The sequence below is a fragment of the Nocardia sp. bgisy118 genome (genome assembly GCF_057708605.1).
In genome coordinates this window covers 368,105-382,259 of record NZ_JBYISM010000004.1, presented here as the reverse complement: position 1 = coordinate 382,259, position 14,155 = coordinate 368,105, and the positions used below count along the sequence as shown (strand labels likewise).

The following is a 14,155-nucleotide window of genomic DNA, read 5'->3' as shown; positions in this document are numbered from 1 at the left end:
GCGTGGATGATGTTGTCAGCCTGGGGAAGTATCACCGTCAAGGGCAGCGCTCGGTACAGTGAACGCCTCGGAGTCGAAGGGCTCCAGCACGGCCGACATGCCCACTGAATTCATGTCAGGGGCAATGCCTGCGAGATAGGTTGTGGCCGATCCGAGCTCAGGAGCGCCCAGACGTCGGTAGATCGCGATAGCCTTTGTGAGTTCGACGACGGCAGCCCTGGTTGCGCCGGAACCCGCATGGCAACGAGCAATGCCTTCGAACGCGTACGCTTGTTCAAGCTGGCTACCAATCAGGCGTGCGGACGTGAGTGCATCGGCGAAACTGTCCTGTGCCAAGCTGAATTTACCGGTCGCAATCAACAGCGTTCCGAACTCATTGAGGTTTGCAGCCTCCCACAGCCGACTCCCAATCGCACGACAGCGGATCAGTGCCTGCTGGTGTAGTTTGGCGGCTTCGGTGTAGTTTCCGGTCAATCGTTGCATGGTACCGAGGTGGCCGAGGGAGAGCGCCTCGCCGAACCGGCTGCCGAGCTCGCGGTAGAGGCTGAGTGCCTGTTGGTGAAGTTCGGTGGCTTCGGTGTAGTTTCCGGTCAATCGTTGGACGACCCCGAGACGGCGGAGGGATTGGGCGCTGCCAAAGCGATCGCCGAGTTTGCGGAAGAGGTTGAGTGCTCGTCGGTGCAGTTTAGTTGCTTCGGTGTAGCTTCCGGTCAATCGTTGCACCGTGCCGAGGTTGTCGAGGGCTATCGCCTCGCCGAGCTGGTTGTTGAGTTCGCGGTAGAGACCTAGTGCCTGTTGGTGAAGTTCGGTGGCTTTGGCGTAGTTTCCAGCGACCTGTTGTGCGGTGCCCAAATGGTCCAGGGCGTTCGCCTCGCCCTGCTTATTGCCGAGTTCGCGATAGAGGTTGAGTGCTTGTTGGTGCAGGTTGGTGGCTTCGGCACTGGATACGGTCACCAGCTGCGAGGTGCCAAGGCGGTCAAGGGTGTTGGCTTCGGCCGTTTTGTTGCCGAGTTTGCGGTACAGGGGCAGGGCCTGTTGAAACAGATCAATGGCTTGAGCGAAGTCGCCGGTCAGCTTGTGCAGGCTACCGAGGTTGTACCGGGCATTGGCTTCGCCGAGCTGGCTGCCGAGTTCGAAGTAGAGAGCTAGCGCCTGCTGATGAAGGGTGATGGCCTCAGCGGAATTCCCGGTCAAATTTTGTAAGGTGCCGAGGCTGCCAAGGGTGTTGGCTTCGGCCGTTTTGTTGCCGAGTTTGCGGTACAGGGGCAGGGCCTGTTGAAACAGATCAATGGCTTGAGCGAAGTCGCCGGTCAGCTTGTGCAGGCTACCGAGGTTGTACCGGGCATTGGCTTCGCCGAGCTGTTCGCCGGTTCGTTGGTGTATGACTAGCGCCTGTTGGTGGAGGGTGATGGCCTCAGCGAAATTCCCGGTCAAATTTTGTAGGGCGCCGAGGGTATCGAGGGTGCGGGCTTCGCTGAGCTGGCTGCCGAGTCCGCGATAAATTGACAGCGCCCGCTGGTACAGGTCGACGGCTTCTGCATAATCTCCGGTGGTCCGGAGTGCAGCGCCGAGGCTGTCCAGGGTGTTCGCTTCGCCGAGCGGGTGGTCGAGCCTACGGTAAAGGGCCAGTGCCTCGTGGTGCAGGGTAGTGGCCTCGATGTCGTTCCCGACCAAGCGCTGCAGGGTGCCGAGGCTAAAGATAATGTGGGCTTCCGTAAGCTGTTCGCCGATCGCGCGGCAAATGATGAGCGCTTGTTCGTACAGGCTCCTCGCTGTGGTGTAGTTTCCAGCCGCCTGTTGCACAGTACCGAGGGTTTCGAGGATGAGAGCTTCACCGCGAGGAATTCTGAGTTCGCGATAGAGGTTGAGAGCTTGTTGATTCAGGTTAGCGGCCTCGGCATGGTCTTCAGTGAACGCCCGCACACCGCCGAGTAGGTGCAGGGCGAGGGCCTCGCTCCCTCGCATGCCGAGCTCACGGTATAGCCCCAAAGCCTTTAGGTGCGAGTTGGCGGCATCGGTGTAGTTCCCGGCTAGCTTCTGCATGATGCCGAGGTAGTTGAGTGTGTTAGCTTCACCGAGCTGATCTCTGAGGTCGCTCGCCACAATGCATGTTCGCTCGTACAGCTGGACAGCGGTAGGCCATGGGCCGTACTGGATCAGCACTACTGCCAGCGTCTTTGCGTACGTGATTGCCTGAGTGGGCCGGTTTGTAATTGCATAGTCGAGACAGGCTATGAGGTTGGCGTGCTCACTGCGGATCCATGATCGGGCGCTTGCCTGATCGCCAGACTCGCGCGCTATCGCACCTAAGAGGTTCGCAGCAGTGTGGTGGTAATAGTCCAGCAATCGATCTACAGCACTGTCGGTGTCCTCGGCGGGATCTGCGGCGGCCAGCTCTCCAGCGAATACGCGCAGTAAGTCGTGTAGCGTGTATCGCCCTTTGGTCGTCTCGTCGAGCAGGTGATCGTTGTAAAGGTCCTCCAATTCCGACCGAGCTGATTCGACAGAGATGCAGGCCAGCGCGGCCACCGCAATAGCATCGACATCAACTCCCGGGTTCAGCCCAAGCCACCGAAATAGCTGCTGCCGCTCAGCTGGCAAGTCTTGATAGGACAGTATGAACGCAGCACGCACCGCACGATTCCTGGTCCCGAGTTCAGCGAGCCGATCGGTCGTGGTGGCGAATTCATCCGCCAACTTGGCGATCGTCCAAAGGGGGTGATGTGCCAAACGTCCAGCCAGCACCACGATCGCCAAGGGCAAGTGCCCGCACAACCTTACGATCCGGTCGACCGCTGCCCTTTCAGTGTCAGTTTCGGCGCGGCCAGCCAGCGTGATGAACAGGTCCGCCGCCGATACGGGGTCGAGTGCATTCAACGCGAGTGGGGTCGCACCGTCGAGTGCAACTAGGCGGCTGCGGCTAGTGACTAAGGTGAGACAACCTGTTCCTGAGGGGAGCAACGGTTCGATTTGGTCGTGGTCGCGGGCGTCGTCGAGAACCAGCAGTACTTTTTTACCTGTGAGCTGGTCACGCCACAGATCGCGTCGTCCGTGCAGCGTGTCGGGGATACTTCGAGGATCGATACCCAATCCACTGAGCAGTCCTGCCAGGACCTCCGCGGGGTCAGCAGGAACTCGCCCGGCGGTGTGGGCATGCAGCTCAACGAAATATTGGCCGTCAGGATATTGCGGCGCCAACTTGTGGGCGGCATGCGTGACGAGAGCCGTTTTGCCGACACCGGGCATCCCGTCGACAGTGTAGATCGGGTTGCCCCGCCCTGCCTCGGCCGCGGTCACGATCCGCTGCAACTCGTTGTGGCGCCCGAAAAACTGTGCCACATCCCGGCCCAATGCCGTCGTCACCACCGGACGTGGCGGCGCAGCCTCATGTGCAGAAGCGGAAATCGCGACGTTAAGACCGACTTCTATGTCAGCGTGGGATCTTGCGACTGCAGGATAGGTTGGTGTCCAGCTGCTTTGGCTATTTGCCGCGCTTTGGCCAGGCTGGGCGGCTTGCTGGGCCGGCCGGTCGGCAACCTGATCTAACGCTGTCAGCCACTTCCTTACCTGTCTTTGCGGTACGTCGCAGACGAACAAAAGCAGTCGCAATCGATCTTCGGTGATTGCGCGGCCGCTGCGCATGTCACTGATCGTGGACCTTTTCAGGGTGATTCGATTGCCGTTGCTGTCGGCGTTGACCCTCTCTGCAGCCTTCTTCTCGGCCTGGCGATATGTCAGCTTCGAGTGAGCCAGCACTCGGGGGATCAGGTCCCCCAGGTCGCCCAGGGTCCGCACACGGGCAAGATCCTCGTCGGTGACCGGTTGCGACGCCAAATCTATTCCCCTCAGTAGCATGTGCCACCTCGTCCGGCGAGTGTCCGGTTGTCCGAGACATAGATCGTAACTGGTGAACTACCTGCGGATCGAGACTTCAACTGTCCGAACTATTTTGGACACGAGCGCAGTCGTGGTCTCTGGTCGGTGAGGCGGTGCGGATCTGCACCGCCGTCGACGTTGGGAGGCGACATGTGGGCCGAGATCGGCAAGACCGTGCGGAAGGCAATCGGCGACTGGGGAAGCACTTGGCGGATGTGTATCTGCGTCTTTGCGCTGACTGCCGCCGCCGCCGTGCTGATCTGGGTAGCTTCGCTGTGAAGTGCGTGCTGAATTCACCAACCGTCGGTATCTGGACACAATGGCTCGCCGTGGAGATGCTGATCGCAGCCAACCCGGCCCGGGCTCACACAGCTGCCATATCCTCTCCGGATTCTACTCGCCGACCTCCCCCGCAAGCGTCAGAAGCCCCGTTCTGTCGATCTCGAGACCCTCGCTTCGAGCCCAGCTACAGGGGTGGGTGGATCGAGAGCCACTCGATGGGCTCCCACCTACACCTACGGTCCCAAACGCAATCCAAGGTCCTGGACGTAGCCGACGTCGAGCTCGGAACGGGCCCGCACCCCGGCGAAGCGCTCGCCCTGCGCTGGTCCGATGTCGACCTCGACAGCGAACCGGCGCGGATCACCTTCTCCGGCACCATCATCCGCATCAAAGGCAAAGACTTGATCCGCCAGGAATGGCCCAAGACCGACTCCGGCTACCGGACAGTGGTGCTACCCATTTCGTCGTCGAAACCCTCCGCCGGGTCGAAGCTGAAGCTGTCGACAACGCTGGATCTGGTCTTCCTCACCCGTGACGGCGGGATCTGGTACCCCCACAACTTCAACAGGCTCGGCGGGTGGGAGCCGTGTCTCCCGCGGTAGAACAAGACCGCGCGGCGGGCGGCCGCGACCGCCGCAGCGTCGATCTGGGTGACGGACGCTTCGACTGAGCGTCCGTGTCGCTCCGGGTGTATCGACGTACTCGCCGGACCCGCGCCTACCTGCGTTGGTCACGCGACGGCAAGTCCGAGGAAAGGTACATCTGCGAGGTCACCCATGACTCGAGGAAGGACAACCTAGTCCAGGCATGGCGCCGGGCCCGCGAGCAGAACCTTGTGATCGATCGACCACTACCATCCGATTCGAGTGCCTCATCACCGTCGGTGCGCGCTGTCATGCGCGCGAACCGACGACGGGATACCGCTCCCGAGCTAGCTTTGCGCAGGCGCCTCTACAGCCGCGGCCTGCGCTACCGAGTTGACGTAAGGCCACTTGCGCAGCTCGGTCGTACAGCCGACATTGTCTTCGCCGCCGATCGTGTAGCCGTCTTCGTCGACGGATGCTTCTGGCACGGATGCCCCTTACACCACCGTCCCGCGACCAAGAACTCGGCCTTCTGGGTTCAGAAGATCCAGTCCAATCAGAGTCGTGATCGCGACACGTCCAGCAAGCTCATCGACGCCGGGTGGACAGTCATTCGCGTCTGGGAGCATGAAGACCCCACAGACGCGGCAGCGCGGATCGAAGGGACGATCCGACGGCTTCGAGACAGCCGAGCCCCGACGGCACGATGTTGCCGTGCGCGAGGTGAATGTACCTGCCGCCGTGGCATTCTCGTGTTTGACTTGCACCGTTTTAGTGTGCCAATCGTGTTCAGGTGTGGGGGATTTCGAGGTTGTCGAGGATGGTGATGGCGTCGGGGGTGAGGGGGTCGGTGGCGGTGTGGGGTTGTCCGGCGAGATCCGTCAGCAAACCCCGCCGAGATTCACCCGTGTAGCCACACCTGCGCGCGCCAACTCGATCGCTCGTTTCCGGAACTCACGCGGATGTGCTGGAGGCATGCGGACTCCTTCCGGAGGTGAGTATCCCGCCTCACGATCGGTGTCCGGAGACCCGGGGAACCTCAGTACACCGCTGCTCTGAAAGAAGCATTTCAACTCTCCGACAGGGAATTTGAACTTCCGTAAGGGGGACTTGCGGCTAGAATTTCGCAGCGCTCCAGGGTCGGTCGATGAAGGACGGCAGCATGTCGCTAGAGGTCAACAAACACGTCGAACGCATACGTGGTTACCAGCCGTTCGACGCCGATACCTCCGAGATGATCTACGAGCAGCAGGCAGACTGCACGCAGTCGCTGTTTCCCGTCGTGACGCTCACCTATCTGCGGGAGGTCATCGAGAGACCGACAACGAAAACCATCGTCCTGACCGGGGACGCCGGGCATGGCAAGACGAGCCTGTGCGCCAGCCTCCTGACCAAGCTGCGGACCGATGCCGAGCCTGTCACACCAGAAGCTGCCCGGAAGGCAGTCTTCCGTGAGTTGTCGGATGCCGGCGACGCCCGCCGCCCTATCGGCCGGACCCGTAGCGGGCGCCCGCTGTACATCATCAGAGATCTCAGCGAGCTCAGCGTGTCGAAAGGCGCTGACACGCTTGTGAAGCTGCTTGATCCTCCGGACGAGGGTGTCGCGATCATCTGTGCGAACGAGGGCCAGCTACGCAAGTGCGCCGCCGAAGACGGCAGCGGGCGCGCGAAGATTCTGGTGACAACTCTCGCGGAAGGCATCATGCGCGGGCAGGTCAGCGACCCCGATGGCACGGTCACTGTCATCAACCTCAACTACCAGTCTGTAGCGGCCGACAGCCCCAACGGCGGGCTCATCTCTTGGGTCCTGAAGCAATGGACGGTGCAACCACGATGGAAGCCCTGCGAGACCTGTGATGCTCGGAAGGTCTGCCCAATCCTGGCCAACCGCAACGAACTATGCGATCCCACCCGCGGGCCTCAGCGCCGGGCCGCTATCCGGGACGTGTTCGCCGCGGCCGAGCGCACCGGGGCCGTAGTCACGACCCGTCAGGCGCTATCGGTGACCAGCTACATGCTCACGGGCGGCCTGTCCTGCGAGGACGTCCACGCCAGGTACCAGCGGTCGCACTCGAATAGGTTGTGGCAGGCTCCCCACCTGTACCACCAGGCTCTCTTCGGTGACCGGCTGACCCAGCAACAGCGTCATCTGGTTCCTGCCTTCTTCGCGCTACGAAAGCTGGACCCGGGCAGGGTTTCCCGTCGCCAGGTCGATGACCGACTGGACCCGGACACGGCGGGCGACTTCCCTCCCGCGGACGCCAGCAGCTACCTGCAGAAGGTCCGTACGAGTCGGGACGTTCAGAAGCAGGCCGAACAGTTGCGGGGCTTGTACACGTTCCTGCGACGAGCTGACTTTTTCAACTGCGACGATGATAAGGACCGGTTCGCCCGCATGGGTCTGGAGGCCGGAGACGACTTCGTCAGTGTCCAGGACAAGAACCGGGACATGGCAGACACCAGGGTGCGAGACCGCTTCCTCAAGGGCCTGGAAGCCGTCCAGGGCATCCACCGAGCGGGGAGCAACCCTGACTTCTTCATACTTGACCCGGCCTTCTTCACCCACCGCGCCCGCGCAGCCGTGATCTCTCGGCGAGTGCCCAGCAAGGGCGTCGAGGTCGTCGACCAGGTCACCCAGTGGCAGAGGGAAGGCCGAACGGAGATCACCCCCGAGATGCGAAAGGCCGTCGAGTGGCTCAACCGGGCCATCTACATCCGTATCCCGGCCGTCGCCCCTGACCATGACGCAGTCTCGGTGGAAGCGGACCTTCTGCGCTTCGAGATGCTGACACGGTGGGCCGCGGGCCTGCGTAGCGAGGTCCAGCACGAGGCAGAGATCCGCGGCCTGAGTGGATCCCTGGCAGATCTGGCTGACTCGTCGAACAAAGACGACGATATCCAAGTACTGGTGGGCAACGTCATGAGAAAGCTCATGATTGACGTCGGCGACAAGATTAGGTCGGTGCGTGCGTGATGGCTGACCGTTCCAGGTCCGAGGTCGTCCGTGGCCTCTTCGGGGTGAATCTCGAAGAGCACGGCCGCGGCTTCTACGTACCGCTTGAGATGCTCACGATCGCCCGCGGGGTCTACCTGGCACATCAGGAAGACCCGGAGAAGGTCGCAGGACTCCTGGATGACGGAGCCGACACGGCTTACAAGAGGACCTCACACGACCTAGCCCGGCGGATCGCCACCAAGACCCGCATCGTCGAGGGCGACGAAGAACTCGGCAAGGCCATCGAGCTGGACTCTCCCGAGACGTTGGCAACACTCCACGCCCTGTTCTCGTCGCTGTTGGTCGAGATCCCTGGGCGTCGTACCCAACCCAGCTGGTTCGGCGCGCACTTCTATCCGTTCGTCGGTGAGCTCATCCACTATGACGCGGTCGAACGACGAATCAAGCAAGGCGATGCCTCCCTCAGGATGAGCATCAAGAAGCGTGCGCAGGCCACCAAGGTCAGTGCTGGCATCAATGCTCCGAGAATCGAGCGCTACCTCTTCCGCGATGGTGGGAGCTGGGCCTACAAGGTCCTCCGCAGCGACCTGAATCCTGACCGCAAGGAAGCGACCCGCCAGGGCCTTATCGAGCTCGTACGGGACAGCGGCACCCCACTGGGCAACCTTGCCAAGGCCCTCAGCGCGCACGACTTCGACTACGACGAAGCGCCCGTGAAGGGCTCAGACGCAGAAATAGAGCTGCACGGGAAACTCAGTCCGTGGCCTGAACTGCTGCGGGAAGGAACCCGCAACATCGTCACTCGGACGGTCCCCCGGGCCAAGCGCATCGAGAGCCTCATGCACTGGGTCCCTTACTGCCTGGCACGCCACCAATTGCACCTGGCACGCACGAAGCTCGATGCTGCCGATCGCGAGTCGATCCTGTTGGACTTCGGCAACGAGGCAACCCCACTCCGCAGAGAATCGCAGAAGAACTTCAGTGGCTGCCGCAATGCCATCGTCGAGGCGATCAACGTCCAGGCTCGGGAAATGATCGCCGACGCCCAGGGCGATGAGGACAAGCAGCGTAGCTACGAGAGATTCACCAAGCCGGGAAGCGCGGTCGCCTCGCCCCGAGCGTTCTTCAGTGAGACCCTCGCCGCTGTAGGTGCCCTGAACGCGACGGTCGGGCGCCGACACTTCACCATGAAACCCGCGATGCTCGAGGGTCTGGTATCCGCCACCGTCCCGCAGGGCACGGAGATGGAGTTCGACCAGTTCTGCGCACTGCTGTACGAGAGGTACGGGCTTGTGGTGGAGAACAGGGTCGCGGCTTCGGGCCCGTTGGCCTACGAGGTCGACCCATCGGTCCTTGACCACAACGGTAGGGCATTCAGGGAAAAGCTGGCCGCTATCGGTCTGCTCAATCAATATTCAGATGCGACCAGCATGGTTCGAGGGGAGCCCCAGTGACCGACAGCAGTGTCCGAGCGCTTGGTCGGTTCGTCGCCGACGAAGCACTCCGCAAGGTCACTGAGATCAGCGGAGCCCGCGCTGGCCTGCGAGTCAGCGGGTTCGATCGGCCGACCGTGACCGAGGCTCTTCGTCGCATCGCCCAGAGTCTGTCGCAGTCGCCGGACCACCAGGTAGTCGTCAAGGTCGGCACCTCAGAGCCGATCATAGGCGTACCCGCTCAATACCTGCTGGATCGGCACGAACTGCTCACCAAGTGGCGAAATTCGGCACAGGGTAGGGCGGTGTTGCTGTTCGAGTGGGGGGAGTCGCCAGACGCACAAGGGTTGGCGGCCATGAACGCCCTTGACGATGCCACGATCCTGGGTGACCACCACGACACCGTCGGCGAGCGGGGGTTCGACAGGTTGATGGCAGAAGCATGGCGCGAGGCCGGTGGCAACAACACCGTTCCCGCTGTGATGTCCACCTCTCTACCAGCGATCTGGCGTGCCGTAACCGAGGAGGAGCCCCGGTCCTTGCACCGCTGGGCCGCCTTCCTGGTCGAGACCGCGCAGAAAGTCGCGGCGATTGCGGTCCGCACCCCCGACGCGGTCCACTCCGAGATCTCTGCGGCCCTGCCCGCTCTCGATCTCTTCCCGGACCGAGGACTCTTCGTCAAGGCCGCCGCGCTGCCCGCCCGGCTCAAAAAGAACGTCTCGGTGAGTGCCTTCAAACAGCCCACCGGCAAGGAGATCACCGAAGACGACTTGATAGACCGCATCGCCGCGACCGAGTTCAGCGAGGAGTCCCTGGACCACATCGGTACGGACTCCGCGACTGCCAAAACGCGCATGCGCAGCCTCGTACTCGACCTCAATCGCAGTGGTTCTACCCCGCAGGATCCTCGTCAGCTGCGCTGCGAGCAGGACCTGACGCTCTGGCTTGAAGTCTTCGAGCAGAAATCCAAGAAGATCGGCCTGGGCCAGCAGGTCCGGCAGGAGATCGAGAGGACCGCCCCAGAGCGGGTCGACGAGTTCGACGCCATGTTGATCGAAGACGCGCTCGACCGCGGAGACCAGGAATCCGCACAGCGCTTCCTTGACGAGGCTCCCGCCGGCGGGGCCGACCTGCTGTCCAAGCGGTCGCGCCGCAAGGTCGAGAGGCTTGCCTTCCCGGACTCTCAGTTCGTCCAGGACCCACTGCGGGCCCTGCTGCGTGAGCTGACCTACTTCGCCGACGAAGAGGAAGGCTCTGTCGTTGTCGGGCTTGAAGGCAACCAGACCGCCGGGCAGTGGAGCCGTTGGCTGTTCGCTTTCCTCTACGCACGCACCCTGCGTGATATCCAGGACTCCACCGGACTTCGCCTGACCCTGGAGGTCAAGGACTGCCTGCTGGGCCTGACCAAGCCACCCCTGCCGGTGGAGGGCGAGCCGTTCGACGCGAACACCGAGTGGGCCCCGCTGCGCATCGTGGTCGAGATGGAGGGGGCAGCCCAGCGACGTTTTCGCTGGGACCCGCTGGGCATCCCCGGGCAGATCGCACTGGCGGCCCTCATCCACGGTCGGCGATACCCACCTGGCTATGCCAGCGATATGACCTTCGACACCTTCCTCGGGAAGTTCAATGACCCCCGGCTGTGGCAGGCAGGCGAACCTGTGCCGGTCCCCGCGACACATTTCGCCGGTCAGCTGGAGCGCCTCAAGCTCGAGCACTTCGAGCGGTTCTTCGACGGGCTTGACGCCGGGAAGATCAGTGATTATGTACGCGAGTGGGAACGCGTACTCCGCGAAGCTCGCACCACCTTGGTTCCCAACAACGCTCCGGACGCTGACCTCGAGGCGGTCGTCCTGACCGATGTCGTCGGACTGGCCGATCACCGCATGATGATGCTGGCCACCCACCCGCTGAAGTTGCGCTGGCTGGCGAAGAACTACGCCGAGACCGCCGGCAGCATCGAGACCGCCCTGAACAAGGAGGGAGGTCTTAGCCTCAACCAGGAGAACGAGGACCTCTTTTTCGACGCCATCGAGCGTATCTCCCCACATGGGACACCGGCGGTCCTCGTCGGGCCCGGCGGCACCATCGCCATTCCTATGCGGGAATCGGCCGGGCACGAGGAGTACGCGCCGATCCGCTACGGCGGCAACGAGTCCAAGGACTGGCTCTCAAGCGTGGACGAGACCGCGATTGACGAGATGGTCCGTGTCATCACCGACTACTTGACGACCTACCCTCATAAGCTCGACGGTCTACGTGTCCTGCTTCTGGACCGCAACGGCGACCCTGTCCTGCCCATGCGCGTGGCAAAGCAGATGCGGGCCAAGAACCCTCGACTGAAGGTCGATCTGGTCGTGCTGGCTCCCCAAGCGACCCATCACGAGATCATCCAGGGTTTCGACCTGCAGTTCTCCGGCGCGGAGATGTCCAAGGACAGCTTCCTGCCCGACGTCCAACTCATCCTGCAGGCATGGGAGCCCGACCAGGAAGCAGATCTGTCCGGGCTGGAAAACACTATCGACCTCGCTTTGGCTCCCGCGCTGTTCGGCACCCAGACCAGTATCAAGGAGAGCACCCAGAAGGAATCCCTGTCCGGCTCCTTCAACTCCTGGAAGCACCCAGCTTCACACAACCTGGCTCAGACCAGCGAGAACGTTGTAAGGGCACTGTTGCCCGAGACCGCTGACGAGACTCTTGAGTCCTGGTCGACATTGTGCGTGCGCTACGACCGCCGTTCCCCGGTCGCCCGTGAGAGCGTCGAGGGCATCGACTACTTCGAGATGCAGGTGCGGTTCGACCAGCACCTGGATTTGTTCGCCACCCTGCACTGTGTGGCCCATTGGGTCGTCACCCTCGACAGCTTCATCGGTCGCGAGCAGATCGATGCCCTGCGTAACCGTCCTGACGTGATCCTCGTCAAGCCCAGCGTCGGCAAGAACGAGTCCTACACCCTTATCGTCAGCTCCCAAACCGGTAAGCAGTTCGTCGTCCGGCGACTGCGGCGTCGGCTGGAGCAGATCGGGGTCGTCACCCCGCAGGATTCCGAAGGCACTGCCAAGCGTATCTACGAGGTCGGCCGCAATGTGGCCCCTGGCGCAGTGCTGCGCTCGCTCGGTATCGGCACCACAGTCAACGAAGTCGTCGGCTTGGTCGCCACCCGGTTTGTCATCGACCAGCAGTTCCCGGTCCCTCGGCAGGGCACGAGCCTGGTCACCTGGATCAGCTTTGACGAGCACCACCGTTGGTTCGGCCGCGGCCAAAAAACCCGAGCCGATCTGGGCCGGTTCGTGCTGACCGTTCGGGACGACGGCACGATTCAGCTGGATGTCCTGGTTGTCGAGTCCAAGTTCCGCCAGACTTTCGACGTCGGCTCGGCCGCGGAACAGCTCAATCGCACCACCGACTTGTGCGCGGATGCCTTCCGCTCGGACGGCGAGGCTCGCCATGACCGTCCCTTTTGGCTGGACGAGCTCGCAGCCGCGATCGCTCAGACCAGTGGAAGCGCCCTACAGGCCGCAGACCTTCCAGCACGCACTATTATCGGCAACGAGGACCCTCGACAGGTCGAGGCGAAAGTCCTTGACGCGCTGCGCTCCGAGGATGTCCAGCTCGGTCGAGTCACTGGCGTTGCCGTGGCTATCTCCGCCGAGGACGATCGGCCAGCCCCTGCGCTCGGAAGTCTCGGCAGGCACACCCTGGTGAGGCTGAACAAGCACGAGTTGCTGAACCTCATCGGCGCTCTGCGCGCTAACCATGATCCCACCAATGCCGACCCCCTTGTTGTCTCCGGGGACCGCATCGGGACTGTGCAGGTCCCCGACGCGGTCGTCAAGCCCTCCTCCGCAGGCATTTCCGCCGTACTACCCACTGCGGAAGTACCGACGGTGCCTGCCGAGGAGCATCACCCCGCCGCAGAGATAGACCCTGTCCCTCTCAAAGCTCAGCGCGGCGCGCTCGCCGAGGAGGAGCTGAGGCTTCGATACAACAAGGTTGTCGAGGTCTTCGTCCTCCACAAGGTCGCGGTAACGGCCCCGGAGGTCGGCAAGTGGCAGGAAGGACCCGGCTTCTACATCTTCCGGTTTATCCCCAGTCCTGGGGTCACCGTGGACAAGTTGATCAACCGACGCGACGAGATCTTCCTGGCCCTGGCACTGCCCTCCGGGTTCAGCATTCGTACCCGCAGCGACCGCGGCGCCGTGCTCTTCGAGATCCCCAAGATCGACGGCGAGAAGTACGGTGTCGACGCCAAGGCGCTGTGGCAGCGGTGCCCGGCCGATCCCGAGAGCCTCATCGCCCCGCTGGGCGCCGACATCGAAGGCAACCCGGTCACCATCGACCTGTCCTCCACGGACTCACCGCACTTGTTGGTGGCTGGCACGACCGGATCGGGAAAGTCCGTCGCCCTGGACACGATCCTCAAGGGCTTGGTCCGGTACGACACAAAGACTCTGCGACTCCGCCTCGTTGATCCCAAGGGCACCGAGCTTGTCGGCTTCGAGGATGACCCTCACCTTGATGGCATGATCGGCATGGACGCCGCCGACGCCATCGACATTCTCGAGGAAACCGTCGAAGAGATGGCTGCGCGTTACAAAGACATGAAGGCGATCCGCACACGCAAACTGGTCGAGTACAACGCCAAGGTCGACAAAGCAGACCGAAAGCCCTGGATCGTCATCGTCCTGGACGAGTACGCCGACCTCACAAGCGATCCCGAGGAGAAGAAGCAAATCGAAGCGCTACTCAAGCGCCTGACGCAGAAGGCCCGCGCTGCGGGCATCCATGTCATCGCAGCCACGCAGCGCCCAAGCGCGGATGTTATCTCGACGACTATCCGGTCCAATTTCCCGGCCCAACTCGCCCTGCGGGTCAAGACCGCGACCGACAGCCGTATCATTCTGGACGAGTCCGGAGCCGAAGCTCTGGCCGGACAGGGCGATGCCTTCCTGCACACAGCCAAGGGCACCATACGAGTGCAGGTTGCCTATGACGGGAGCTGACCAGGCTTCGTCATATTTTCACGC

7 protein-coding genes are annotated in these 14,155 nt (G+C 62.4%); 6 read left to right on the top strand and 1 reads right to left on the bottom strand.

The window, feature by feature from the left end; translation table 11 throughout:
• Nucleotides 1-15 precede the first annotated feature (15 nt).
• Nucleotides 16-3,834, bottom strand: a complete 3,819-nt coding sequence (locus tag AC3EO7_RS07545) for a tetratricopeptide repeat protein (protein WP_435590804.1) — start codon at nucleotides 3,832-3,834, stop codon at nucleotides 16-18.
• A gap of 192 nt (nucleotides 3,835-4,026) precedes the next feature.
• Here AC3EO7_RS07545 and AC3EO7_RS07540 point away from each other — a divergent pair, with 192 nt between their 5' ends.
• The 6 genes from AC3EO7_RS07540 (at nucleotide 4,027) to AC3EO7_RS07515 (ending at nucleotide 14,131) form a co-directional block, all read left to right on the top strand.
• On the top strand, nucleotides 4,027-4,155 hold the full coding sequence (locus AC3EO7_RS07540; protein WP_435590803.1) for a hypothetical protein: 129 nt from the start codon (nucleotides 4,027-4,029) through the stop codon (nucleotides 4,153-4,155).
• 218 nt (nucleotides 4,156-4,373) lie between these two features.
• Nucleotides 4,374-4,760, top strand: a complete 387-nt coding sequence (locus AC3EO7_RS07535; protein WP_435590802.1) for a site-specific integrase — start codon at nucleotides 4,374-4,376, stop codon at nucleotides 4,758-4,760.
• A gap of 293 nt (nucleotides 4,761-5,053) precedes the next feature.
• Complete coding sequence (locus tag AC3EO7_RS07530) at nucleotides 5,054-5,569, top strand: very short patch repair endonuclease (protein ID WP_435590827.1); 516 nt, start codon at nucleotides 5,054-5,056, stop codon at nucleotides 5,567-5,569.
• Nucleotides 5,570-5,889: 320 nt separating this feature from the next.
• Complete coding sequence (locus AC3EO7_RS07525; protein ID WP_435590801.1) at nucleotides 5,890-7,716, top strand: hypothetical protein; 1,827 nt, start codon at nucleotides 5,890-5,892, stop codon at nucleotides 7,714-7,716.
• 44 nt (nucleotides 7,717-7,760) lie between these two features.
• The gene (locus AC3EO7_RS07520; protein ID WP_435590800.1) at nucleotides 7,761-9,152 is read left to right on the top strand and encodes a hypothetical protein; all 1,392 of its coding nucleotides are present in this window, start codon (nucleotides 7,761-7,763) and stop codon (nucleotides 9,150-9,152) included.
• A complete protein-coding gene (locus AC3EO7_RS07515; RefSeq protein WP_435590799.1) occupies nucleotides 9,149-14,131 on the top strand; it encodes an FtsK/SpoIIIE domain-containing protein in 4,983 nt (1,660 codons plus the stop codon). Before AC3EO7_RS07520 ends, AC3EO7_RS07515 begins: the two co-directional genes overlap by 4 nt.
• Nucleotides 14,132-14,155: the final 24 nt, after the last annotated feature.

Coding starts and splice junctions, on each gene's coding strand:
- AC3EO7_RS07540 (WP_435590803.1), top strand. CDS start 4,027: ATGTGGGCCGAGATCGGCAAGACCGTGCGGAAGGCAATCGGCGACTGG.
- AC3EO7_RS07535 (WP_435590802.1), top strand. CDS start 4,374: ATGGGCTCCCACCTACACCTACGGTCCCAAACGCAATCCAAGGTCCTG.
- AC3EO7_RS07530 (WP_435590827.1), top strand. CDS start 5,054: ATGCGCGCGAACCGACGACGGGATACCGCTCCCGAGCTAGCTTTGCGC.
- AC3EO7_RS07525 (WP_435590801.1), top strand. CDS start 5,890: ATGAAGGACGGCAGCATGTCGCTAGAGGTCAACAAACACGTCGAACGC.